24 protein-coding genes are annotated in these 23,577 nt (G+C 40.5%); 9 read left to right on the plus strand and 15 right to left on the minus strand.

Translation table 11 applies throughout. The features are described 5' to 3' along the window. Positions 1 to 39: 39 nt before the first annotated feature. The gene (locus FTV28_RS04025) at positions 40 to 1,239 is read left to right on the plus strand and encodes an acyl-CoA dehydrogenase family protein (protein ID WP_179989493.1); all 1,200 of its coding nucleotides are present in this window, start codon (positions 40 to 42) and stop codon (positions 1,237 to 1,239) included. Positions 1,240 to 1,328: 89 nt separating this feature from the next. Here FTV28_RS04025 and FTV28_RS04030 read toward each other — a convergent pair whose 3' ends face one another. The 3 genes from FTV28_RS04030 to FTV28_RS04040 all read right to left on the minus strand — a co-directional run bounded on the left by FTV28_RS04030 (position 1,329) and on the right by FTV28_RS04040 (position 3,294). After that, entirely contained in the window at positions 1,329 to 1,664 is a 336-nt protein-coding gene (locus tag FTV28_RS04030) for a type II toxin-antitoxin system PemK/MazF family toxin (protein ID WP_096900853.1), read from the minus strand. Next, positions 1,664 to 1,912: an AbrB/MazE/SpoVT family DNA-binding domain-containing protein gene (locus FTV28_RS04035; protein WP_178867413.1), complete on the minus strand. Its 249-nt coding sequence runs from the start codon at positions 1,910 to 1,912 to the stop codon at positions 1,664 to 1,666. The genes FTV28_RS04030 and FTV28_RS04035 overlap by 1 nt, the downstream gene beginning before the upstream one ends. A gap of 176 nt (positions 1,913 to 2,088) precedes the next feature. Further along, positions 2,089 to 3,294, minus strand: coding sequence for an alkane 1-monooxygenase (locus tag FTV28_RS04040; RefSeq protein WP_004973378.1), 1,206 nt, complete (start codon positions 3,292 to 3,294; stop codon positions 2,089 to 2,091). 166 nt (positions 3,295 to 3,460) lie between these two features. Here FTV28_RS04040 and FTV28_RS04045 point away from each other — a divergent pair, with 166 nt between their 5' ends. Beyond that, the gene (locus FTV28_RS04045) at positions 3,461 to 4,414 is read left to right on the plus strand and encodes an AraC family transcriptional regulator (protein ID WP_178867416.1); all 954 of its coding nucleotides are present in this window, start codon (positions 3,461 to 3,463) and stop codon (positions 4,412 to 4,414) included. A 5-nt stretch (positions 4,415 to 4,419) separates the two neighbouring features. Here FTV28_RS04045 and lpxB read toward each other — a convergent pair whose 3' ends face one another. Then, on the minus strand, positions 4,420 to 5,595 hold the full coding sequence (gene lpxB, locus FTV28_RS04050) for a lipid-A-disaccharide synthase (protein ID WP_179989495.1): 1,176 nt from the start codon (positions 5,593 to 5,595) through the stop codon (positions 4,420 to 4,422). A gap of 226 nt (positions 5,596 to 5,821) precedes the next feature. Between lpxB and FTV28_RS04055 the strand changes: the two genes are divergently transcribed. From FTV28_RS04055 to FTV28_RS04065, 3 genes are all read left to right on the plus strand, one after another. After that, positions 5,822 to 6,709, plus strand: a complete 888-nt coding sequence (locus tag FTV28_RS04055; protein WP_179989497.1) for a sulfite exporter TauE/SafE family protein — start codon at positions 5,822 to 5,824, stop codon at positions 6,707 to 6,709. A gap of 170 nt (positions 6,710 to 6,879) precedes the next feature. Further along, positions 6,880 to 7,971 carry a 3-deoxy-7-phosphoheptulonate synthase gene (locus tag FTV28_RS04060; RefSeq protein WP_042068745.1) on the plus strand — a complete coding sequence of 364 codons (1,092 nt, stop codon included), beginning with the start codon at positions 6,880 to 6,882 and terminating at the stop codon, positions 7,969 to 7,971. A 61-nt stretch (positions 7,972 to 8,032) separates the two neighbouring features. Then, positions 8,033 to 8,554 (plus strand): protein tyrosine phosphatase family protein, encoded by a 522-nt coding sequence (locus tag FTV28_RS04065; protein WP_004973370.1) that lies wholly within the window; start codon positions 8,033 to 8,035, stop codon positions 8,552 to 8,554. A 34-nt stretch (positions 8,555 to 8,588) separates the two neighbouring features. Here the strand turns inward: FTV28_RS04065 and ispF are convergent, their stop codons facing one another. Continuing rightward, positions 8,589 to 9,077 (minus strand): 2-C-methyl-D-erythritol 2,4-cyclodiphosphate synthase, encoded by a 489-nt coding sequence (ispF, locus tag FTV28_RS04070; RefSeq protein WP_004973369.1) that lies wholly within the window; start codon positions 9,075 to 9,077, stop codon positions 8,589 to 8,591. Positions 9,078 to 9,175: 98 nt separating this feature from the next. Here ispF and FTV28_RS04075 point away from each other — a divergent pair, with 98 nt between their 5' ends. Next, positions 9,176 to 9,826 carry a hypothetical protein gene (locus tag FTV28_RS04075; RefSeq protein WP_004973366.1) on the plus strand — a complete coding sequence of 217 codons (651 nt, stop codon included), beginning with the start codon at positions 9,176 to 9,178 and terminating at the stop codon, positions 9,824 to 9,826. 28 nt (positions 9,827 to 9,854) lie between these two features. On the opposite strand, the gene FTV28_RS04080 is transcribed toward FTV28_RS04075, so the two are convergent. The 7 genes from FTV28_RS04080 to FTV28_RS04110 form a co-directional block, all read right to left on the minus strand. Continuing rightward, entirely contained in the window at positions 9,855 to 10,763 is a 909-nt protein-coding gene (locus FTV28_RS04080) for an AEC family transporter (protein WP_179989500.1), read from the minus strand. A 187-nt stretch (positions 10,764 to 10,950) separates the two neighbouring features. Further along, on the minus strand, positions 10,951 to 12,087 hold the full coding sequence (gene rodA, locus FTV28_RS04085; protein ID WP_179988624.1) for a rod shape-determining protein RodA: 1,137 nt from the start codon (positions 12,085 to 12,087) through the stop codon (positions 10,951 to 10,953). 127 nt (positions 12,088 to 12,214) lie between these two features. Then, a complete protein-coding gene (gene ispD, locus FTV28_RS04090) occupies positions 12,215 to 12,946 on the minus strand; it encodes a 2-C-methyl-D-erythritol 4-phosphate cytidylyltransferase (protein WP_167846042.1) in 732 nt (243 codons plus the stop codon). After that, positions 12,903 to 13,307, minus strand: coding sequence for a septum formation initiator family protein (locus FTV28_RS04095; protein WP_167846043.1), 405 nt, complete (start codon positions 13,305 to 13,307; stop codon positions 12,903 to 12,905). Before FTV28_RS04095 ends, ispD begins: the two co-directional genes overlap by 44 nt. Before the next feature lie 13 nt (positions 13,308 to 13,320). After that, positions 13,321 to 14,610, minus strand: a complete 1,290-nt coding sequence (gene eno, locus FTV28_RS04100) for a phosphopyruvate hydratase (RefSeq protein ID WP_004973347.1) — start codon at positions 14,608 to 14,610, stop codon at positions 13,321 to 13,323. Between the two features lie 73 nt (positions 14,611 to 14,683). Then, positions 14,684 to 15,541, minus strand: a complete 858-nt coding sequence (kdsA, locus tag FTV28_RS04105) for a 3-deoxy-8-phosphooctulonate synthase (protein WP_004973345.1) — start codon at positions 15,539 to 15,541, stop codon at positions 14,684 to 14,686. Between the two features lie 31 nt (positions 15,542 to 15,572). Next, a complete protein-coding gene (locus FTV28_RS04110) occupies positions 15,573 to 17,213 on the minus strand; it encodes a CTP synthase (protein WP_004973343.1) in 1,641 nt (546 codons plus the stop codon). Positions 17,214 to 17,439: 226 nt separating this feature from the next. Between FTV28_RS04110 and FTV28_RS04115 the strand changes: the two genes are divergently transcribed. After that, the gene (locus FTV28_RS04115; protein WP_096900861.1) at positions 17,440 to 17,859 is read left to right on the plus strand and encodes an internalin; all 420 of its coding nucleotides are present in this window, start codon (positions 17,440 to 17,442) and stop codon (positions 17,857 to 17,859) included. A 197-nt stretch (positions 17,860 to 18,056) separates the two neighbouring features. On the opposite strand, the gene FTV28_RS04120 is transcribed toward FTV28_RS04115, so the two are convergent. From FTV28_RS04120 to FTV28_RS04130, 3 genes are all read right to left on the minus strand, one after another. Beyond that, the gene (locus tag FTV28_RS04120; RefSeq protein ID WP_026438425.1) at positions 18,057 to 19,163 is read right to left on the minus strand and encodes a YheT family hydrolase; all 1,107 of its coding nucleotides are present in this window, start codon (positions 19,161 to 19,163) and stop codon (positions 18,057 to 18,059) included. Positions 19,164 to 19,253: 90 nt separating this feature from the next. Continuing rightward, positions 19,254 to 19,667: a nuclear transport factor 2 family protein gene (locus FTV28_RS04125; RefSeq protein ID WP_004973337.1), complete on the minus strand. Its 414-nt coding sequence runs from the start codon at positions 19,665 to 19,667 to the stop codon at positions 19,254 to 19,256. Between the two features lie 140 nt (positions 19,668 to 19,807). Continuing rightward, on the minus strand, positions 19,808 to 21,832 hold the full coding sequence (locus FTV28_RS04130; RefSeq protein WP_179989502.1) for an NADPH-dependent 2,4-dienoyl-CoA reductase: 2,025 nt from the start codon (positions 21,830 to 21,832) through the stop codon (positions 19,808 to 19,810). 134 nt (positions 21,833 to 21,966) lie between these two features. Between FTV28_RS04130 and FTV28_RS04135 the strand changes: the two genes are divergently transcribed. Then, a complete protein-coding gene (locus tag FTV28_RS04135) occupies positions 21,967 to 22,518 on the plus strand; it encodes a PadR family transcriptional regulator (RefSeq protein ID WP_004973333.1) in 552 nt (183 codons plus the stop codon). A gap of 125 nt (positions 22,519 to 22,643) precedes the next feature. Continuing rightward, positions 22,644 to 23,552, plus strand: coding sequence for an alpha/beta fold hydrolase (locus FTV28_RS04140; protein ID WP_096900864.1), 909 nt, complete (start codon positions 22,644 to 22,646; stop codon positions 23,550 to 23,552). The last annotated feature ends 25 nt before the right edge of the window (positions 23,553 to 23,577 follow it).

The raw sequence follows: 23,577 nt of genomic DNA on the forward strand, positions 1-23,577 counted from the left end.
AATAAACGATAGCCAGCTAGAAAAATAAGGAATACATCCATGAATTTACAAAATCCAAAAAAATTCAAAATGTTGGTCGATCAGGCACATGAAGTTGCTTTAAATGTATTACGTCCCATTTCAAGGAAATATGATAAAGCCGAACACGCCTACCCGAAAGAATTAGACATGCTTGCCGCCTTAGTTGATGGTATGAACCAAGCGGGCGATGGCATGAATGCAGGTGCAGCAGTCAACAAACGTGGTGACACATCTACAGGTAACAAAAATGGCGTAAATATGTCTACCGCACTGAGTATTGTCGAAATGTGTTATGGCGATACAGGTTTATTACTCAGTATGCCACGCCAAGGTTTAGGTAATTCTGCGATTGCTGCGGTGGCCAATGAAGAACAATTACCACGCTTTAATGGTGTTTGGGCAGCCATGGCAATTACCGAACCCAACTGTGGTTCTGACTCTGCGGCTATTCGTACCACTGCCACCAAAGTAGACAATGAATATATTTTAAATGGTGAAAAGATTTTTGTGACCTCTGGTGACCGCGCCGATGCCGTTGTTGTGTGGGCAACCTTAGACAAAAAACTGGGACGTGCTGCGATCAAATCCTTTGTTGTGACTAAGGGCACACCTGGCATGACCGTGGAACGCTTAGAACATAAATTAGGGATTAAAGCCTCGGACACAGCAACAATTCGATTTGAAAATTGCCGTGTTCCTGCGAGCAACCTTTTAGGCAATACAGAAATTGATGTTGCCAAAGGGTTTGCAGGTGTGATGGAAACCTTTGATAACACTCGCCCTTTGGTGGCAGCTATGGCCGTTGGTTGTGCCAAAGCCGCTTTAGAGCGGATTAAGGAAATTTTTAAAGACCAATTAGATGCAAATTATGCCACGCCCTATTTACAGTGTTCACATATCGCAGCACAGACTTATCGGATGGAAGCAGAATGGGAAGCCGCACGTTTATTGATGCTCAAAGCAGCATGGATGGCAGACAATAAACAGCCTAACTCACGCGAAGCTTCTATTTCCAAAGCCAAAGCTGGTCGCGTGTGTAATGAAATCACGCTCAGGTGTGTCGAGTTAGCTGCATCGGTGGGTTATAACGAAGATGAGTTATTGGAAAAATGGGCACGTGATTCGAAAATTTTAGATATTTTTGAAGGTACGCAACAGATTCAGCTATTGATTATTGCCCGTCGTGAATTAGGTAAAAGTTCGAGTGAGCTCAAGTGATTTTATGATTTAAGGCATATAGTAAAGTAAGATAAAAGACAGATTTTCATAGAAATATTGCTATAAATTTCTGTCTTTTTCGATATAAATTAATCTTCAGGTGAAAAAATTGCGATATATCTTGCTAAAACCTCATCCAAAACATCTGCGTGCGAGGATTCTAAAAACCGCGCGTGTCTAGCTTCAAAATCTAAAGCTCTAGATTGATCACAACGCACAATACCTGTAGTTTTCCCACCAATAAGCTCTACAGCGAAACCCATATTTCGTGCAAAGTTTCCACCAGAAGTAATAGGCAAAACAATCGGCATTTTAGTAATAAGATTAAATGACTTAGGTGAAATAACAAATACAGGTCGCTTACCTTGTTGTTCATGTCCAAGTGTTGGATCTAATGAAATCAAATAAATATCGCCTTGATTCATTAGATTTCTTCTCGCCCAACTGCTTTTACATCATGCCACGCATCTGGCTCTAATGCTAAAGCTTGATGCTCTTGCAGCAAGTCAGCCAATTTATAAGATGGCTTCGCTTTAGGTTCGACCACTAACTTACCATTCACAATGCTCAGAGAAACTTCCTTTCCCGCATCTAAACCTAAACTTTTTAATAATGTAGGCGGTACGGCAAGCATGACCGAACCACCTACTTTTCTCAAGTTTGTATGAATCATACCCACCTCAATATTATATAAATATATAACTTTATTATGCGCCAAAATGAGATGAAGTCAATTCATAGTAAGATGAGTGAAAATAGACATCTGGTATACATCTCAATCTTTCCTTTGAAAGATATATACAAAAGAAATATCAAAATGAATATTAAAAAATAATCTTAATAATTCAATCAATTATCCACCACACCAAATTTCTTAAAAATTCGTGCACGGCGTTTAGGCTGAATATTGGCTTTGTTTAAATTGCCTTGATAATGTTCAAATACACGTTTATCCATAATTTTAAACCACAAAGGTGGAATCATGGCAGGCAGCAACATGCTGGCATAACCGCTTGGTAATTCAGGCGCTTCATCAAAATGTCGCAAAGCCTGAAATGGTCGGGTTGGATAAGCATGATGATCGGAATGACGTTGTAATTGATACAAAAACAAATTGGTCACAATATTGTTATTATTCCAGCTGTGTTCAGGCATAGTGCGCTCATATTTGCCATGCGCATCTTTTTGTCTAAGCAAGCCATAATGTTCTATATAATTAATTATTTCAAACAGGCTAATGCCATAAAAAGCCTGTGTCGCCAAATACGGAATGATCCCAGTACCAAAACGCGCCAACAATGCAGCATGAAATGCCGCACTCATGCCCCAGCCTTGTAATAATTCATTGTCTTTCGACCAAAAACTTTTGCCTTTACGTTTTAAACGCTGAGTTTCAATTTGCAGTGCAGACTTAAACGAACCTTTTACCGTGCGGGGCCAAAACTCATAAAATGTTTCTCCCATACGTGAAGATGCAGGGTCTTCAGGTGTCGCAGCACGTTTATGATGCCCATACGGATGCTCAACCCGAAAATGGTTATATCCTGTTGGTGCTAAAGCCAAATGTGACAGTAAGTGATCTATTTTTGAAGATTTATGGCTGAGTTCATGCGCAGTATTGACAGCAATACCATTCACCATCCCCATGGAAATACCCAGAAAAATTTTATCGACTAACGAGGTTTGTGGCCGTCCAACCAAATAAGCTGCATAAATATTGGCGGCATATTGCAAAGGAATAAAACTTTTCACCAAACGCGAATAATACCGATCTTCCTCAAGTCGTTTCACATCTTCATTGCTTGGGTTATTGGCATCTTGACCAATTAAAGTATCAATTGTTGGAATAATCACATGCAATAATAAAGGGCCACCTAGAGCAAAAACTTTTTTCGCAGGCTTCGGAGCGAATTGATAACCCGCTAAAATCCCCATCCCCAATACAGGTAAAAATGGGCTGATCAACCATAAATAACGCTTTTTATCGAGTTGAGCCGCGCTTTTATAAGGAACATCCTGTTCCATCTCTTTAAGCAAATGAAGTGGTGCGTTCATCTTATTTTCTTCCTTCTACGCTGTTCTACCTATATATTTGAGGAAAGACACGAGAATGAACAGTTGCAGACGTCCAAAAAAGCTATGCAAAAGTCTTTGGCGCAAAAATGCGCTATATTGTCCTGAAATCACAGGTTTATTTTTTATAATGATTTATGCTTAAAATATGGATGCTTTAAGTAAAATTTTTGATGATATACATCTGCACCAATCAGAATATATCTATTTAAATCCTCAAGGAGATTGGTCATTTCAATATCGTGACCAAGGGGCAATGCTGGCTTATGTAGTACTACAAGGCTCGCTGCATATCCATTTATCTGCACAGACACACCTTCACATTGATGCAGGTGATATTGTCCTGATTCCATCGGGTTGCAGTCATTACGCAAGTGCAACTGCAGACACTCACTGGACAGAACACTTTGATATTTCGGATTTATTTCAAATTCAGTCACAGCAGTCAATAAATTTTGGCACGATAAATCACACACAAGCTGAAGACGCATTTATTTTGGTGATTCAATGCCACATGGACACCACCATGGCAAAACCGCTTTTAAGTGCCCTACCCGAATATCTGCATATTCCGCATATCATGTGCAGCACAGCGCCCGAGTGGTTACAAATTGGCTTGCAATTTTTAGCGGTGGAAAGTCATCAAATCCGACTGGGACGGGATAAAATATTAGATCACTTGGTCAGTATTTTACTGATTGAATGTGTGCGTGATTATATTTTTCAGCTTGATGACTCAAATAACTGGCTCGGCGCTTTGGCACATCCTGAACTTTCCAATGCGCTCGCAGCTATTCATGGTCAACCCGAAAAAGCATGGACGGTAGAAAGTTTGGCAGAACAATGTTGCATGTCACGTTCTAAATTTGCCAATTTGTTTAATCAGGTGATTGGTGAGCCGCCTTTGGCATACTTACAACAACATCGGCTACGCTTGGCATCGCATTATTTACAGCAAGGACAATTGTCGATTCAACAAATTGCCCACCGTGTCGGTTATTCTTCTGAAACTGCCTTTAGCCAAACCTTTAAAAAGCAATTTGAGCTAACACCTAGCCAATATCGGCAGCAGTTTCAAAACAACAATGCAATCACGAAATGAACAGTTTAACGATCTAAAATCGCCAAAATTGCTTGTGCAGGGTCTTCGCTGTTATCGGACAATAATTGCTTATGCATAGTGATATGTTGCATCACTTGAATTTGTGCAGTTTCGATATAAATTAACTTTTCAATTTCTGCTGCCAAACGCTCTGGTGTTGCATCATCCTGAATTAATTCCTGAATAACCTTTTTACCTGCAATAATATTTGGCAATGAATAATAAGGAATTTTCACCAACAGTTTCGCAATCCAGTACGTAATGCGATTGAGCTTATAAAACGTAACCATTGGACGATGTAATAGCATCGCTTCTAACGTCGCCGTGCCTGAAGCCAGTGCAATCATATCGGACGCATTCATTACCTGACGACCAATTTTGGATTCTGTGCCACGATTTTCTATCAATTGCACTTTGTCTTGTAATGCACTCGGATAAGACTGCAGTAACGCTTCAATTTGTTGTTTACGTGCATCATTAATTGCAGGAATTAGAAACTTAAACTGCGGATATTTTTGCGTCAAAATATAAGCCGCATCTAAAACTAACGGCCCTAAACGCTCAATTTCACCACGTCGGCTACCAGGCAATAACGCAATATGTTGTTGCTGTTGGTCTAAACCCAATTCTTGTTTTGCTGCAGCAATTGGATTTTCCAACGGCAACTGACTCGCCAAAGGATGTCCGACAAAGGCTGCAGGCACATCCCATTTTTTAAAAAAGGCTTTTTCAAACGGAAATAAACACAGTACCAAATCTATACTGGCTTTAATGCCATGTACCCGACCTTGTCGCCATGCCCATACCGAAGGACTGACATATTGCACGGTTTTAATCGGCAAGTTTTTCTGTTTTAAACTTTTGGCAAGACGTAAATTAAAATCAGGCGCATCAACTCCGACAAAGACATCGACGGGATGTTGAGTCCACTTTTCGACCAAACCATCCCGTACTGCAAAGAGTTTTTTCAAATCTTTCAGCACTTCAACAATGCCCATTACCGATAAAATATCCATCGGATAATAACTTTTAAAACCTTCCGCAATCATTTGTGGGCCACCAATGCCTTCAAACTCTGCATCAATGCCTTGCTCACGAAAACGTCGCATGAGTTGTGCCCCCAAAGTATCACCCGATACTTCTCCCACAACGATACCTATTTTAAGTTTCCGATTTTGCAAGCGTTTTGTCCTCTAAATTTTAATGGATATGAATTTTCGCATTTTAGCATAGCCACTGTATTTTGTAAGAAACAGAAAGTAAGCCGTGGCTTGAATCTGCGATCTTTTGCACTGATTTTCCACATTGACTATATCTGTTTTAAGAATAAGTAAATCATTAATCAAGACAACAGCTTATTGCCAAAAGGCATAATATATTCACGATTTTTGACTTCGGCATATCTTCATGGTTGGTCCTTTAGAGTTTATTTTGGCAGGTGTATTGGTCGGCTTCTGCGTGGGTGTGACTGGCGTAGGTGGCGGTTCACTGATGACTCCCATTCTGATCAGCTTGTTTAAAATTGAACCGCATATCGCAATTGGAACAGACCTACTTTATGCCGCCATTTCAAAATTCTGCGGCTCATTGGTTCATGCCAAAAAAATGAATATTGTATGGCCCATTGTAATTTGGCTTGCGGTGGGCAGTATCCCTGCTTCATTTGCGACCCATTGGGTTTTAGAGAATTATTTAAGCCAATCTACCCATTACAAAATGGTACTGACCGTGGTACTGGGCTTTATGTTGACCTTAACTGGCATCTCAATTGTGTTTCGCGGTCAAATTGAAACATTTTTCAATAAATACCGTAAACAAGAATTGCCTGATATGACTCAAGACCTTGAAAAGGTCAAAATGCAGGCTGCAGATAAGCGTGCCCTCATTGTAATTATGGGAGTTGTACTGGGTGTATTTGTCACACTTTCTTCAGTGGGTGCAGGTGCTTTTGGCATCATGGCATTGGTACTGATGTTCCCGAATCTACCGATGATTCGTATTATCGGTTCAGATGTCGTACATGCAGTCTTACTCACCCTAGTTGCAGGTTTAGGTCACATGAGTTCAGGTAATGTCGATTTTCACCTATTGGTTTGGCTGTTGGTTGGCTCGATTCCTGCAATTGTGGTGGGAACTTTAGTCAGTTCACGTTTACCTGAAAAAGTGATTCGTAAAGTTTTAGGTATTACCTTATTTATTATCGGGATTAACTTTATGGTCAATCCTGTGAAATCAAAACCTATCAGCACACCAGAAACTGCAACAGCAGTTTCTGAGGCACAAGCCAGCCAATAATGAATGCTTTATCTGACAGGATTTTGCTAAAACAGACCGTTTAATTTATCTACCCGATTCATCACTTATTTTTTAAAGAAGTATTCATCTTTTTATAACAAAATACAGTGAAATTCATGTTATATTCAGACTATTAAACAATCTTTTGTATGATCAAACCAGTGACGGCAATGAATACTTTACAGTCTAATCCTCTTACACAATCAGACATCGATGACGTGAATATTGAAAGTATTCAGCCACTCGTGACTCCTGCAGAATTAAAAACTGAGTTACCTTTGACTGAAAATGCTTATCAAACCGTTCTTCGTGGTCGTGAAACAATCCGCAATATTTTAGATGGTAAAGACAAGCGTCTATTTGTGGTGATTGGTCCATGTTCTATTCATGACCCTGCTGCTGCACATGAATATGCAGATCGTTTAAAAGTATTAAGCGAAAAAGTAAAAGATTCTCTTTATATTGTGATGCGTGTTTATTTTGAAAAACCACGTACTACAGTGGGCTGGAAAGGCTTAATTAACGATCCAGACATGAATGACTCTTTTAACATTGAAAAAGGCTTGCGTCTTGGTCGTAAACTTTTACTTGAGTTAAATGAAAAAGGTTTGCCATGTGCGACTGAAGCACTTGATCCAAACTCTCCGCAGTATTATCAAGATTTAATTTCTTGGTCTGCAATTGGTGCACGCACTACAGAAAGCCAAACGCACCGTGAAATGTCATCTGGTCTTTCTTCTCCAGTCGGCTTTAAAAATGGTACAGATGGCGGCTTAACAGTTGCTACCAATGCCATGCAGTCGGTAAAACACGGTCACAGCTTCTTGGGTCTTAATGATCAAGGTCAGGTTTCAGTAATTCGTACTAGCGGCAACCCGTATGCACACGTGGTTTTACGTGGTGGTAATGGCAAGCCTAACTACGATGCAGGCTCTGTTGCAGATGCTGAAAATGCATTAAACAAAGCCAAAGTCAGCACCAAAATCATGATTGACACCAGCCATGCTAACTCAAACAAAGACCCATTCTTACAGCCATTGGTATTAAAAAATATCACTGAGCAAATTTTAGATGGCAATAAGTCTATTGTTGGGATTATGGTCGAAAGTCACCTGAAAGGTGGTCGTCAAGATATTCCTGAAAACTTATGCGATTTAGAGTATGGTAAGTCTGTGACTGACGGTTGTATCGACTGGGATACCACTGAAAAAGCATTGCTTGAAATGCATGAAGCATTAAAAGACGTTTTAGTGAATCGTTAAGATTTAAAAACGCCATCTTCATGATGGCGTTTCTATTTGTAGCATAGGAAATTCTGCGCGCATGAATGACATTGAAACCCAACTTAGCCAAATTAAAAATTTCCAGTTCATTCATGAGCGTTTGTTTTCTTCAGGTCAGCCTACGGCTGAAGAATTAAAACAAATTAAAGAATATGGTATTGGCACTGTCATTAATTTGGCTGAAAGTGATGCGGAACACGCCCTTCCCCATGAAGACAAAATTTGTCTGGATGTTGGACTAAACTATATTCAACTGCCAATTTCATGGGAAACACCATCCTCTGATCAATGTTTATTATTGCTCGATTTGGTCAATCATTTATTAGAAAGCCAAATGGTGTGGGTACATTGCAGCAATAACAACCACGTCAGTAGTTTAATGTATTTGTATCGTCAATATTTTATGGATGTGGATATTGCAACGGCTCAAGACTTTTTACATGATATCTGGAAACCCAATGAAACTTGGACAGGCTTAATTCACGCCGTTTCTTTGCAATTACAAGGTCGTAAAGCCACGCAAGATTTACAACAAGCTTTAGAATCTGCTGAACTTTCTTAATTCAGCAGATTGTATAGATAAAATTCTAACGCGATTATTTTGTATGAGAAATCAATACAATCGCTGTTGCTAAAATACCTTCCTGACGCCCAGTAAAACCTAATTTTTCAGTGGTTGTCGCTTTGATACTGATTTGTGTGACCTCTACATCCAATACATCAGCGACACTTTGGCGCATTTCTAGCGTATGCGGTGCAAGTTTAGGACGTTCGCACGCCACAGTAATATCGGCGTTATTCAGTTTATAGCCACGGTCTAAAATGAGTTGATAAACCTGTTTAAGCAATACCCGACTATCTGCACCTTTATAATTTGGATCGGTATCTGGAAAATGCTGCCCAATATCCCCCAGCGCCAAAGCACCTAATAATGCATCGCATAGTGCATGCAGCACTACATCACCATCTGAGTGTGCTTTTAAACCTTGTGTATGAGGAATTTGAACACCTGCAAGCGTCACAAAATCTCCCGCTTCAAAGGCATGAACATCTAATCCTTGTCCAATACGAATCTGTGCAACCATGTTCAACTCCTGTAGAAATAAATCATTGAAATCTTGTATTCATACTTTCGATTTCGCTATATTAGACCTAGCGCAACATAGTGAAAGTATAAGCGATCATGCTGTTGAAATCTGAGATTCATCTTATCAAAAACTTAAGTACACTGCTGTTATTTGGCTGTTTATATTCATCTTTCTCTTATGCACAAGGGATTGATTGTAGATCTACACCCAATAAAAAGTTGGCGCAGGTGTGCACAGAAAATTTCTCAGAATTGCGTGAAAAATTAAGTGATCAACATTTAACAGCTTATTTGATGAGTGATGCGCCTATTCGCTTGTTAGAAGATACTCAGCAATTGTGGATCCAACGCTTACAGCAATGCAAAAGCTTAAATTGTTATACTCAGCAATTTGATTTTAGAATTGATCAACTGAATTTTTTCACTTCAATGAATCAAAGCATGACTCAACATTATTTAAAATATGAAAATGGTCAATTTGCTGCACAACCCGTACATTTACAAATTCATCAACTCAATAAAAACAGCATTAAAATTGAAGGTATTGCTTATCGCAATCCAAATAACCGCCTTGAAAGCCAAAGTATTGCCTTTTTAGCTTATACAACACCTGATCAAAAAAACAAAATCATCGACAATGAGCACGATTGCAGTTATGAGTTTAATTATTCTAAAGCAATCTTAAAAATTCAAACCAAACAAAAAGGTTGTGAACGCTTTGCGGGCATCTATCGTTTATACGATTAATGCTGAACAATAGATTGTATTAGACAGATTAAATGAGCAACCACAACACAATTGGCAAAGTTAATGCGGCGAATACGGTTTGCAAGCTAATAATTGAAGCCATTAAACGACTATCGCCACCTAAAGCCTGTGTTAGAACATAAGCGGCAGATGCTGTCGGTAAAGCAAAAAACAAGACCAGTATTTGTGTTTCTAAAACTGGTAGTTTCAAACCCCAACAAACAAGCCATGCCAAAGCAGGCATAAAGAGCAAGCGACCAACGACATTTAATCCCAAAGGCATTAAGTCTCGCTGTAAACCATTAAACTGTAGTGCTGCCCCTACACACATCAGCCCTAATGGTAAACTACATAAAGCAATCTGCCGAATAAAATGCTCTGCGCCGATCCACAAACTCAGCCCTGATATGTTAAACAAACCACCGACTATACAGCCTAAAATCAGTGGGTTTTTCATCAGTGCATATAAAATTTGCTGTGGCTGCAAAGTCTTGGTATCACTCAAAGCAAGTACCGATAGCACATTGACCAATGGAATGCAAAATACCAGAATAATTGCAAACAGTGCCATGCCCTGTGCTTGAAACAAAGCTACGACTAATGCTAAACCAATATAAGTATTGAAGCGCACCATGCTTTGCATATACACCCCAAAGCGTGCCGCAGGTGTCTTAAAATAATGCCGTAAAGCGTACAACAGAGAACTTGCCAATGTGACCACGATACCCACCACAAACAAAATCTGTGCGATTGATTTCGCTTCAATGTTTGCTGTAGCGAGGTTTAATAACAACATGCTAGGAAACAAAATATAGTAATTTAACTTTTCTGCACCCTTCCAAAATGGCTCATCCAACATACGTGATTGCTTAAGCAGATAACCCATTGCAATTAAGGCAATCAAAGGGAAAAGTGCAATAAAAATTAAATGGGTCATGGGGTGCTCTGTGTTACTGTTATGCTGTTCTTTTTAAATTATTGCTTAATAAATAAAGTAAATTTACTGGATATTATAAGGATTGTTTTGTGTTTATCCTAATTGCTTAGGCTTTTTAAAACCACAAAAAGAGAAAAAGATGATAATAGCAAAACTCACCTATATCATCTTTCAGATGGATTCTGTATTAACGATGAGTATGGATAGACATCACAATCCCCATACTCGCCAACATGGAAATAACAGCCGTTCCACCATAACTCATCAGCGGCAATGGGTCACCCGTTACAGGTAAAATACCACTCACCATCCCTGAGTTTAGAAATACAAAGAAAAAGAAAGTCAGACCAACCGTGCCTGCATACAAACGTCCAAAATTATGGAAACAATTCATCCCAATCATCAAACAACGTAAAATAATGGCAGCAAACAAACTGAACAGTAAAAATACGCCAATAAAACCAAATTCTTCGGCATAGGTCGACATAATAAAGTCAGTATGATGTTCAGGCAGATAACCCAAATGTGATTGCGTTCCTTCTAAATAACCTTTACCTGTAAAGCCGCCTGAACCAATGGCAATTTTAGATTGAATAATATTCCAGCCTGCCCCCAAGGCATCCGACTCTGGGTCAAATAAGGTTAGTACCCTTTTCTTTTGGTACTCCTGCAAAAAGAACATCCAAAGCAATGGTGCTGCGAGCGCCAATGCAGTGATTCCTCCTAAGATTAATCGCCATGACATGCCACTTAAAAATAGCGCAAAGACACCAGGAATAATCAAACCAATGTTTAAATCGGGTTGCAATGCCACCAAGACAAAAGGAATCATCATAATCACTAAAGCGACAATGATATGGATCAATTTAGGCGGGAAAGCACGACGCGAAAAATACCACGCCATCATCAATGGCATGGCAAATTTCATAAATTCACTGGGTTGCATACTGCCAATACCCGGCAAGCTGATCCAGCGTTTTGCCCCCATACGGGTTTCACCAATGACCAAAACCAAAGCCAGCATGATGACTGCAAAGATATAAAAATATGGACTGGCAGCTTGATATACCTTAGGCGGAATTTGCGCCAAAATAATCATGGCGATAAAACCAATGCCAAAACTGGTTGCTTGACGCAGCACCATCCCCATATCTTGCGCGGTGGCACTATATACCACCATTAAACCCAGAATCGCATTTAAAATCAGAAAACACAGCAACCATGGATCTAAATGTAATTTAGTCCAGCGTGAGGAATCATTTTTAATGCTTCTACCATCACGTAATGAGTGACGTAAAAAACGATACTGCTGCGATGGATTCATGCGACTCAAAGGTATTTAAAATAGACAGGATGGACAATTATAGAAGCAAAGCGGCACAGAGTGAATCATTAAAGCTTAATCGTTGAAGATTCAAGTTTAACGCGGTGTTAATTACACTAGATTTTTATCATCCATGTTGTTGTGAGGCTAAAATTAAACGTGCCAGCTCTAAATCATCGGGATAGGTGATTTTAATATTATCCGAACGACCGTGCACAACATTTACAATTTGCCCTGCTGCTTCTAAAGCACTGGCCTCATCGGTAATCGTCAATTGCTGTTTTAATGCAGATTCAATGGCTGTTTTAAGCACATCAAGTTTAGCAATTTGCGGAGTTTGCGCTTGCCAAAGTTGGTCACGGCTTACCGTGGTTTCAATTTTTGTGCCTTGGCTTACCTTTTTTAAAGTATCACGCACTGGAATAGCCAAAATTGCACTTTGATCTGTTGCCAGTGCAGTCTGATACAACTGTTCAAGGCAAGCAGCTGTCACACAAGGACGCGCTGCATCATGCACCAAAACCCAGTCATCTACATGGGCGATTTCAGATAAATAATGCAGTGCATTCAAGACTGAATCCACTCGCTCTGCACCACCTACGCAAAAATGTGCTTTTTCTTTTTCTGCCAAGTTTAGGTTTTGCGCCACATCATCTGCTTGACCAATCGCCAAAACATAACCCGCTAAAGGCAAGTGATTTAAACGTGCGATGCTGTGCGCTAAGACTGTTTGATCTTGAATATACTGATATTGTTTAAGTTCAGTTCTAGAAAAACGACTACCAGAACCCGCTGCGGGAATAACCGCCCAAAGTTTAGGGTGTCGGGGCGGTTGCTGCTGCAGGTTGTTGTGATTCATTGGTGCGTAAATCTACTGTGGAATTTGGTTGAATATAAATTGGTTTATATTGTGTGCTGATGGTGCTCATTTGCACAAAGGTTTCATGTGGCTTAATTAAGCCTAAATCTAAACGGGCATGCTCTTCAATGGCTTCTACCCCATTTTTTAAATCATAAACTTCTGCTGCAAGTACACGATTGCGCTCCTTCAGCTCTGTATTTAATTCTATTTGTTGTTGGATTTTTTCTGTCAGTGCAGCATGGTCACGATAACCACCTTCACCAAACCAGTGTAAATATTGAAACCCTGCGATCAAAAAGATCGCAAGGCCCAACAATGCTTTACTCGCTTTGGAGTCAAATACATTTAATAATGACATCTACTAATTTCGCTTAGTTCAAACCTTTGAACTCAGCTTTACCGCGATATGCAGCATTCGTCAATTCTTCAATACGAAGTAATTGGTTATATTTTGCTACACGGTCAGAACGGCACAGTGAACCAGTCTTGATTTGACCTGCTGCTGTACCTACTGCAAGATCTGCAATTGTAGAATCTTCAGTTTCACCTGAACGGTGTGAAATAACAGTTGTGTAACCATTGGCTTTCGCAAGGTAAATTGCATCAAGCGTTTCAGTCAAAGTACCAATTTGGTTGTACTTGATCAGGATTGAGTTACCTACTTTTTCATCGATACCGCGTTGTAAGATTTTCGGGTTAGTAACGAACAAGTCATCACCGACCAATTGAATCTTGTCACCTAAGATCGAAGTGAGGTAAGACCAACCTTCCCAATCAGACTCATCTAAACCATCTTCAATTGAGATAATTGGATATTGATTTACAAGACCAGCTAAATAGTCAGAGAATTGGTTGCTTGTGAATGCTTTGTTGCCTTCACCTGCAAGAATGTACTGACCATTTTTGTAGAATTCTGAAGATGCACAGTCAAGCGCCAACATGATGTCAGAACCCGCTTTGTAGCCAGTCTTCTCAATAGCTTCAAGAATAACTGTGATTGCTTCTTCGTTAGAACGTAAGTTTGGCGCAAAACCACCTTCATCACCCACTGCTGTGTTTAAACCTTTTTGATTCAATACAGATTTTAATGAGTGGAAAATTTCTGCACCAGCACGTAATGCTTCAGAGAATGAAGTAAAGCCCACTGGCTCAATCATGAACTCTTGAATATCAACGTTGTTGTCTGCGTGTGAACCACCATTTAAGATGTTCATCATTGGTACAGGCATGGTTAAAATGCTGTTGTTACGAAGGTCTGCGATGTATTGGAAAAGAGGAATTTTCTTTTCATCAGCAGCAGCGCGCGCAGCAGCCAAAGACACGGCTAAAGTTGCGTTAGCACCTAATTTTTCTTTGTTTTCAGTACCATCAAGCGCAATCATGGTGTTGTCGATGTCTTTTTGTTCAAACACAGACTTACCAAGTAAAGCATCACGAATTAAAGTATTGACGTTATTTACCGCAGTTTTAACGCCTTTACCCAAGTAACGTGCTTTATCGCCATCACGAAGTTCTAGAGCTTCACGAGAACCAGTTGAAGCACCTGATGGTGCACATGCACGGCCAACTACGCCAGATGCTAAGATTACGTCTGCTTCGATGGTTGGGTTACCACGAGAGTCCAAAATTTCACGTGCACGAATGTCAACGATTTGGCTCATGAACAATTCCTCAGTTGATTAATAACGTGATGCTTTAGGCATCAATGAGTCTATAATTTAATATGGATCTAATTTAGTGTGTATCTAGCTTTTGGAAACCTTTTACCAAGGTATCCAATTCTTTAAGCTGTGCCAAGAACGGCTCAAGTTGTGATAGACGCAATGCACATGGGCCATCACACTTTGCCTGCTCTGGTTCAGGATGTGCTTCTAGGAATAAACCTGCCAAGCCAGTTGCCATACCTGCACGTGCCAAGGTGGTAATTTGTGCACGACGACCACCTGCCGAATCTGCACGACCACCCGGAGTTTGCAAAGCATGGGTTACATCAAAGAACACAGGTACATTCATTTCTTTCATGATGTCAAAGCCCAGCATATCGACAACCAAGTTGTTGTAACCAAATGCTGAACCACGCTCACAAAGAATCAATTTGTCATTCCCTGCTTCTAAACACTTATGCAAAATATGACGCATTTCGTGCGGCGCAAGGAATTGTGCTTTTTTGATGTTGATAATGGCTTGAGTTTTTGCCATCGCTTCAACCAAATCGGTTTGGCGACTTAAAAACGCAGGAAGCTGAATAATATCTGCCACTTCTGCCACAGGCGCAGCCTGATACGGCTCATGCACATCGGTAATAATTGGCACATTAAAATGCTTTTTAATGTCAGCCAGCCATTCAATACCTTTTTCTAAACCGGGACCACGAAATGAGTTCAGGCTAGAACGGTTGGCTTTGTCAAAACTGGCTTTGAATACATACGGGATATTTAAGCGTGTGCAAATATCCACATAAGTTTCAGCAATTTCAAATGCAAGGTCTTTAGACTCAAGTACATTCATGCCGCCAAACAATACAAATGGCAAATGATTCGCCATTTGTATATCACCCAAACGTACAATTTCTTGTGGTTTTAATTGTGACATTTCAACTTCCTAGTTTATCCCTAAAGCCATCTTATTTGGTTTTTTGATGCTGTTGTTTTGCCGCACCGATAAAGCCAGCAAACAATGGATGTCCATCACGTGGCGAGCTGGTAAATTCTGGGTGGAATTGTACCGCAATAAACCAAGGATGTTGCGGAATTTCAACAGTTTCAACCAAGTGCTGAATTGGTGAATAACCCGAAATTTTAAGACCTGCTTCTTCAAGCACAGGAATATAACGGTTATTCATTTCATAGCGATGGCGATGGCGCTCTACAATTTCTGCAGAACCATACACTTCACGAGTTTTGGTACCTTCAACCAATTCAGATTTTTGTGCACCTAAACGCATAGTGCCGCCCAAGTCAGAATCGACAGAACGCTGTTGAACTTCGCCGCGCTCATCTAACCATTCAGTAATCAAACCAATAAGTGGCGACTTAGTCGAACGGTTAAACTCTGTTGAACTTGCATCGGCAATACCTGCCACATTACGTGCATATTCAATCACAGCCAATTGCATACCCAAACAGATTCCCAAGAATGGGACACCGTTTTCACGTGCATATTTGATGGCTTGCATTTTACCTTCGGTACCGCGCTCACCAAAGCCGCCCGGAACTAAAATTGCATCGGCATCTTTAAGTACAGTATTAACGTCTTGGCTTTCAAGGTCTTCTGCATTGACATAGTCAATTTCAACTTTGACGCGGTTTTGAATACCCGCATGCAATAATGCTTCGTTTACAGATTTATAGGCATCTGGCAGTTCAACATATTTACCCACCATCGCCACACGAACGCTGTATTCAGGGTTCAATAATGCATCAACTACGTTATCCCAATCAGATAAATCTGCTTCTGGAAGATCATTGAAGCCAAAACGCTCACAAATTAAATCATCAACGTCTTGTTCATAGAATGTACGCGGAATTTGGTAGATGGTTTTGGCATCTTTACATACCACAACCGCACGTGCTTCTACGTTGGTAAATAACGCAATTTTACGGGTAGTGTCAGCATCAACATCATGTTCAGTACGGCAGATGAGAATATCTGGCTGAATACCGATAGATAACAATTCTTTAACTGAGTGTTGAGTTGGCTTGGTTTTTAACTCTGCCGCAGATTTGATATATGGCAATAAAGTTAAGTGCATGAGCATAGTACGCTTATGCCCTAATTCCACCATCAATTGACGTACAGATTCCATGAATGGGAGAGATTCAATGTCGCCTACTGTACCGCCAATTTCTACGATTGCGACATCGTAGCCTTCGCCAGCGCGAAGTACACGTTCTTTAATATTATCGGTAATGTGTGGAATCACCTGAACAGTACCGCCCAAGTAATCACCACGGCGCTCTTTGTTTAGAACGTCTTGATACACGCGACCAGATGTAAAGTTATTTAACTTGGTCATTTTCGCACGACGCAAGAAACGTTCGTAATAACCCAAATCTAAGTCAGTTTCGGCACCATCCTCTGTGACAAAAACTTCACCATGTTGGAAAGGACTCATTGTCCCTGGATCGACATTAATGTATGGATCCATTTTGACCATGGTTACTTTTAAACCACGGGCTTCTAAAAGTGCAGCAACTGAAGCAGCTGAAATACCTTTACCTAGTGATGAAACTACACCACCAGTCACGAAAATAAAATGGGTCATTGGGTTTCTCGTACAATCGAGCCTAAATCGGCCTGCAATGTTGCGCAATTTTACTTTACTCTGCACCAATAAAGCAAAGTCATTCCGCATCAATTCATAGAACAATAAACAATTGGTTATTCTATCAGCATTTCCTATAAAAAATTAGAACTTCTTGAGAGGATTTTCATCTGTCATTTTATTGCTATAATACGTCCGTCTATCCGATCTTTTATTTTGTGCAATTATGAATAAGAAACTTTTAATTTGTGGTGCAATTGCAACGGCGTTGTTATTAACTGCATGTGTAAAAAAAGAACAGCCAAAGCAAGATGAGCAAGAACAAGTAGAGGTTCAAACTGAACAAACTACTGAAACTGCTCAATTTGAACCACTAGAACCTGTTGAAAACATTCAAGATGCTGAACCAGAAGCGCCTGCACAGGTAGAAGTGGAGCGCACTGAAACAGTGAACACCACAACTGAAATCCGTCGTGAAACACCTGCACAACCTGCTGCTGCACCTGCGCCTGCGCCGAAAGCGGCAGCTCCTGTAGCAGAAGATAAACCAACTCAAGCACGTCCAAGCAATAACACAGGTGCTCAATCTGAAGATGATGCTGTTGCCGCTGCGATTGCTGCTGCAACCCCAGCACTTGAGAACTAAGTGCTCACTTAAAACTAAGCTTTAAGTTAAAGTCAGTTTTAAGGTGTAAGTTCTTATCTTAGATTTGAATTGACGTTAAAAAACCCAGTCATTGTGTACTGGGTTTTTTATTCATTTGGATGAGTCTTCGCTGAGATAACTCGTGAATACATTTGCAATACAGCTACCTATTTCTACATAGGTTTGTGCGCTTCACTTTAACTTGCCTGCAGCAACTGCGATTGCACTTTAAAATAATTAGAAATTAAACGCGATGCCCAAGATTTAGTAAAACCGACACCTTCATAAAAACCACAATGACTGCCTTTACGGGTCGTCACTACCATAATATTTGGCATTTTCCGTATGGTTTCTTTATAAGGGTCAAAGTTTTTGATGTGGCACACTGGGTCATCTTCTGCATTTAAAACCATAAGCGGAATTTTGACATTCTCAAACACATAAATTGGGTTAATGGCTTGTGTGTAGCTGTCATAATCTTCAAAACCCGCCAATTCAAAATACGCCTTTTCAAACTCTGCCAATGTAGTCGCACTTAACACTTGCGATAAAGATTTTACGTTTTGCCAAATGTCCTGATGGGGCTGAATAAAAAACTGGAATAATTTTTTGGTCATCACTTTACTGTAAAAAGGATGCACATGCTGAAAGCCTAGTTCAGTGTTATATCCTGGGCACAGTGCAAACGCGGCTTTAATTGGAGTTTGTTCGCCTTCTTCGCCCAAATAGCGCACCAATAATCCTGTCCCTGCGGAAGAACCAACAGCATATAATTCAGATTGTGGAAATTGTTGCTGAATAAACACTATTTGTTCACGCAAATCATGCGTCGAACCAAACAGATTCATTTGTGGTACAGGCATAGGTAAATTGCCATGCCCACGACGTAAACATAAGGCAATACGCCACTGTGTCTGCTGATGTAAATCGCGCACCAACTCACGCATACTTTCCAAAGAACCTGTAATGGTATGCATTAAAACAATTGTGGGAGTATCTGCAGGTAAGTCATAACCCACCCAAGCAACTGCGGTGATACCGCCATCTTGCATAGTGAGTTGATCAACCCGATCATACTGCTGACGAATGGTTTTCTTTTTAATTAAATCAAAATATAAAAGATGCGCATGTGTATTGGACAGCCACGGTGTTGGACGGTATTTTTCTTTGAGCTGTGGTAAATAATCCAATACCCGACGGATTTCTCCATGTGGATGATAATACAACGTCGGTAAATCTGCGCCTGTGACCTGATCTAAAACCGCTTGTGTAATTTTCGCTATTTTTTGTAATGTAGACATCATTTTACTCCCAAGCAATACATGCACTTTCAAGCATGCCAACCCGAAACCGATTTCTATAAAACAACTTCATTGCCATACACACGCGGTATTTTATTTTTCGGTTGGCATAAAGGCAGCCATACGTTGTCCCATTTGCACAGCCAATGCCTCTAAACCACTTTTCGGGCGAATCATCACTTCAAAGTCCACAATTTGTCCTTGTGTATTGAATTGAATCATATCAATTCCTTTAAGTTTTTTATCTCCCACATTGGCGGAAAATTCAAGTACAACATTGCAACCATCTTCAGTATAAAACTCACGGTGATAAGTAAAGTTTTCAAAGACCTGAATTACATTGGTCAAAATAAAAAATACCACTTGTTTACCCGCATAAGGTTGGTACGCTACAGGTGAACGAAACACCACATCATCTGCCAGCAATTCACTCAAAATAGACATATCATGGTTTTGCAGCATTGTATGCCAACGCTGTACCGCTAATTTTGTTGTTTCCAAAGTCATGTTAAGTTCCTTTTTTTTGTTTTGATATTTCATTTCTATGCAGAGTCCCTGAGTGAGACTGAAGCACTGCTGCACTGGGCAGAAGCGATTATTAACTCTCTCCCCAGCCCCCTCCCAAAGGAGAGGGAGAAGGAATTACATTAAATTTTCGCTGCCAATTCAGCACCCTGACGAATTGCACGTTTGGCATCTAACTCGCCTGCTTCTTTCGCCCCACCAATTAAATGCACATTTTTGCCTGCTGCCTGTAATTGCTCATACATGGCGGTGTAAGACTCTTGCCCTGCACAAATCACCACATGATCAACTTCGAGCACTGTACTTTGACCATTGACGGTGATGTGCAAGCCTTGATCATCAATCAGGTCATAACTTGCCCCTGCAATCATTTTAACGTCACGGTTTTTTAAACCTGTACGATGAATCCAGCCTGTTGTTTTACCCAAGCCAGCACCCACGGATGATGCTTTACGTTGCAATAAATAAATTTCACGTGGCGATTCTTCAACTTTTGCTGCTTTTAAACCACCGACATGCGCATAATTGGTATCAATTCCCCATTCATCGTAGAATTTTTCAGGATTTAGACTACCACTTTCACCTTCATGGCTTAAATATTCTGCAGTATCAAAACCAATACCACCAGCGCCAATAATCGCAACACGTTGACCTACAGGCTTACGCTCTTTTAATACCTCAATATAGCTCAGCACTTTAGGGTGATTAATACCTGCGATATCCAATTGACGCGGGGTTACACCTGTTGCCACAACCACATCATCGAAGTCAGCATTGAGCAATTGTTCAAAACTAGCCGTATGATTCAATACCAATTTAATATTCGGTTGCAGCTCAATTTGGCGTTTGAAATAGCGCAAAGTTTCGTAAAACTCTTCTTTACCAGGAATGGTTTTAGCAATATTAAACTGCCCACCAATTTGATTCGATGCTTCAAAAATCGTCACCTGATGCCCACGTTCTGCAGCATAGGTTGCAAAGCTCAAACCTGCAGGCCCTGCACCAATCACCGCAATTTTTTTAGTCTGTGTTGCTTCTTTAAAAATGAGTTCTGTTTCATGGCAAGCACGTGGATTGACCAAACATGAAGCAATCTTCATTGAGAAAATATGGTCTAAACAAGCTTGGTTACAACCAATACATGTGTTGATTTCATCACTGCGACCTTGCTCTGCTTTTTGCACAAAGAAAGCATCTGCCAACATTGGACGTGCCATCGATACCATATCGGCATGTCCTGCAGCCAAAACATGCTCAGCCATTTCAGGGGTGTTAATACGGTTTGAAGTGATCAGTGGCACTTTAACCAAACCTTTTAATTTCTCTGTCACCCATGTAAAAGCTGCGCGAGGGACTTTGGTAGCAATGGTTGGGATACGTGCTTCATGCCAGCCAATCCCTGTATTGATAATGGTTGCACCTGCTTTTTCAATCGCTTGTGCCAATTGCACCACTTCTTCAAAACTCGAACCGCCTTCGACTAAATCCAACATCGACAAGCGGTAAATAATAATAAAGTTTTCACCCACTTCTGCACGGGTACGTTTAACAATTTCAATTGGGAAACGAATACGGTTTTCATAACTGCCGCCCCATTCATCATCACGATGGTTGGTACGCGCAACAATAAACTCATTAATTAAATAGCCTTCCGAACCCATGATTTCGACACCATCATAGCCTGCGTATTGTGCCAATTTGGCACAATTCACAAAGTCGGCAATGGTTTGCTGTACTTCTGCCGATGTTAGTGCATGTGGTTTACTTGGGTTAATCGGTGCCTGAATTGCTGACGGTGCGACAATATCGGGCTGATAGGAATAACGTCCCGTATGTAAAATCTGTAAAGCAATTCTGCCGCCTGCATCATGCACAGCCTGAGTCACCACTTTATGTTTTTCTGCTTCTTGACGAGTATCAAGTTTATTGCCGCCCGCAAAGGTTAAGCCTGCATCATTCGGTGAAATACCACCTGTTACAATCAGCCCAACGCCACCTTTGGCACGCTCTGCATAAAAAGCCGCCATACGTTCGTATCCACCCGGTGCTTCTTCTAGTCCAACGTGCATTGAACCCATTAAGACCCGATTTTTTAAAGTGGTAAAGCCTAAATCTAAAGGCGCAAGTAAATGTGGATAGTCAGACATAGAATCTCCCTGCTGGCAAAAATGCTGGCTGTTTTATGCTTAATGCAACTTGTTGCATACTTTTATATTCTAGATTTAATTTTTATGCAACATGTTGCATAATTAAAGCTGAAAAAAATAAAGTTGCTCTGTTTATGTCGCTCGCTCACGTTTTATTGACCAGTTTAATTGAAAAACCCAGTAACGGTATTGAATTGGCACGCCGTTTTGACCGCTCTATGGGGTTTTTCTGGAATGCGACCCATCAACAAATTTATCGCGAACTAAATACCATGCTGAAAAAAGGTTGGATTTCAACCTTAGAAGATGAAGATTCTAGCAGTCGTAGCAAAACCTATCAGGTAGAAGCTTTGGGGCGGCATGAACTGGCAAACTGGATGGTCGAGCAAAGCCCGCCTGCACAATTACGCGAAGAACTTATGGTACGTTTACGTGCCGAAGCCCAACTTGGCGGCAACAGCGTCTTACCCGAACTAGAACGACATTTGCTGCTTCACAAAGCCAAGTTGCACACCTATCAACAGATTTTTGCCAAAGACTTTAGCCAAGCACCTGCGAACAACCGTACCCTGTATATTCATAAAATGATTTTGCAGCTAGGGATAGATCAGGAAATTGGCTGGATTGAATGGCTAGAAAATGTGATTCCTGAACTGAAAAAGTTTGATGCCGAAGCCTCATCTTAAAAGTATATTTTTAAGTAATAGCAACCACATCAATGTGAAATCAGGGTTGCTCACCATACAGAAATGATCAGGCTATGCTATAAAGAATAACGCATCTTTAATTACAACCATGCAAGGAAATGCTGATGCCTTTTTACCGCATGCCCGATGGCGAAGCTCTATTTGTACGTGAATTTGGTCAAGGTGAGCCTGTGGTTGTGCTTTCAGGTTTAGGCATGCACAGTTGGCAATGGTTGCCATTTCTGTATCAACATAAAAAGCAGTATCGTTTTATTATTCCAGACTGGCGTGGTTTTGGGGGTTCAAACCTGTGTGCCGTTCCAGAACTGGATGCTATTTCGAGCCATTGGCAAGATTTAAACAGTCTGCTTCAACAACAGAACCTGCAACAATTTAAACTGATTGGCTATTCCATGGGGGCAACCACTGCCATGCATGGCATGCAATATGGACAATTGGCTGCGCATTTAAGCAGTTATTTACAAATTGACCAAGCACCAAAAATTGGGGTAGATGAAAACTGGCCTTATGGCTTATTTGGCAATCAACATCAACAATTTAAACAGTTATTGATTCATCTGTCCGAGTTTTTACATGATCACGCGCAATATACTGATATTCAACAAATGGATGTGTTGCAGCGTAAAAACTTAGTCGAACTTTGGCTAGAATTTATAGAATTACAAGCCAGCAATAAAATCAGTCCGTTTTTATTTAAACTGGCCGTCAAACGTCCTGTTTTACAACGCTATATTTTACCTACACAGCGTTTAGATTATTTACGCTGGTATATCGACAATTATTTACACCATCAGGAAGATTATCGTGAGGCTTTAACTCAACTGGGTTGTCCGACAGTCTTTTTTACAGGCGCACAATCGACCTTGTATGCGGCAGAAGGACAACGTCAAGTGGTAGAAGCTATGCCGAATGCGAAACAAGTCATATTTCACCAATCGGGGCATACCCCTTTACTGACCGAACCGTTGAAATTTAATCAGGAAATTAGCCAATTTTTAAAACTAAACAGCTAAAGTAAAACGGTGGAAAATGTGGTTT

It is taken from the genome of Acinetobacter sp. YH12252, assembly GCF_013417365.1.
In the GTDB taxonomy this organism is placed as follows: Bacteria; Pseudomonadota; Gammaproteobacteria; order Pseudomonadales; family Moraxellaceae; genus Acinetobacter; species Acinetobacter towneri.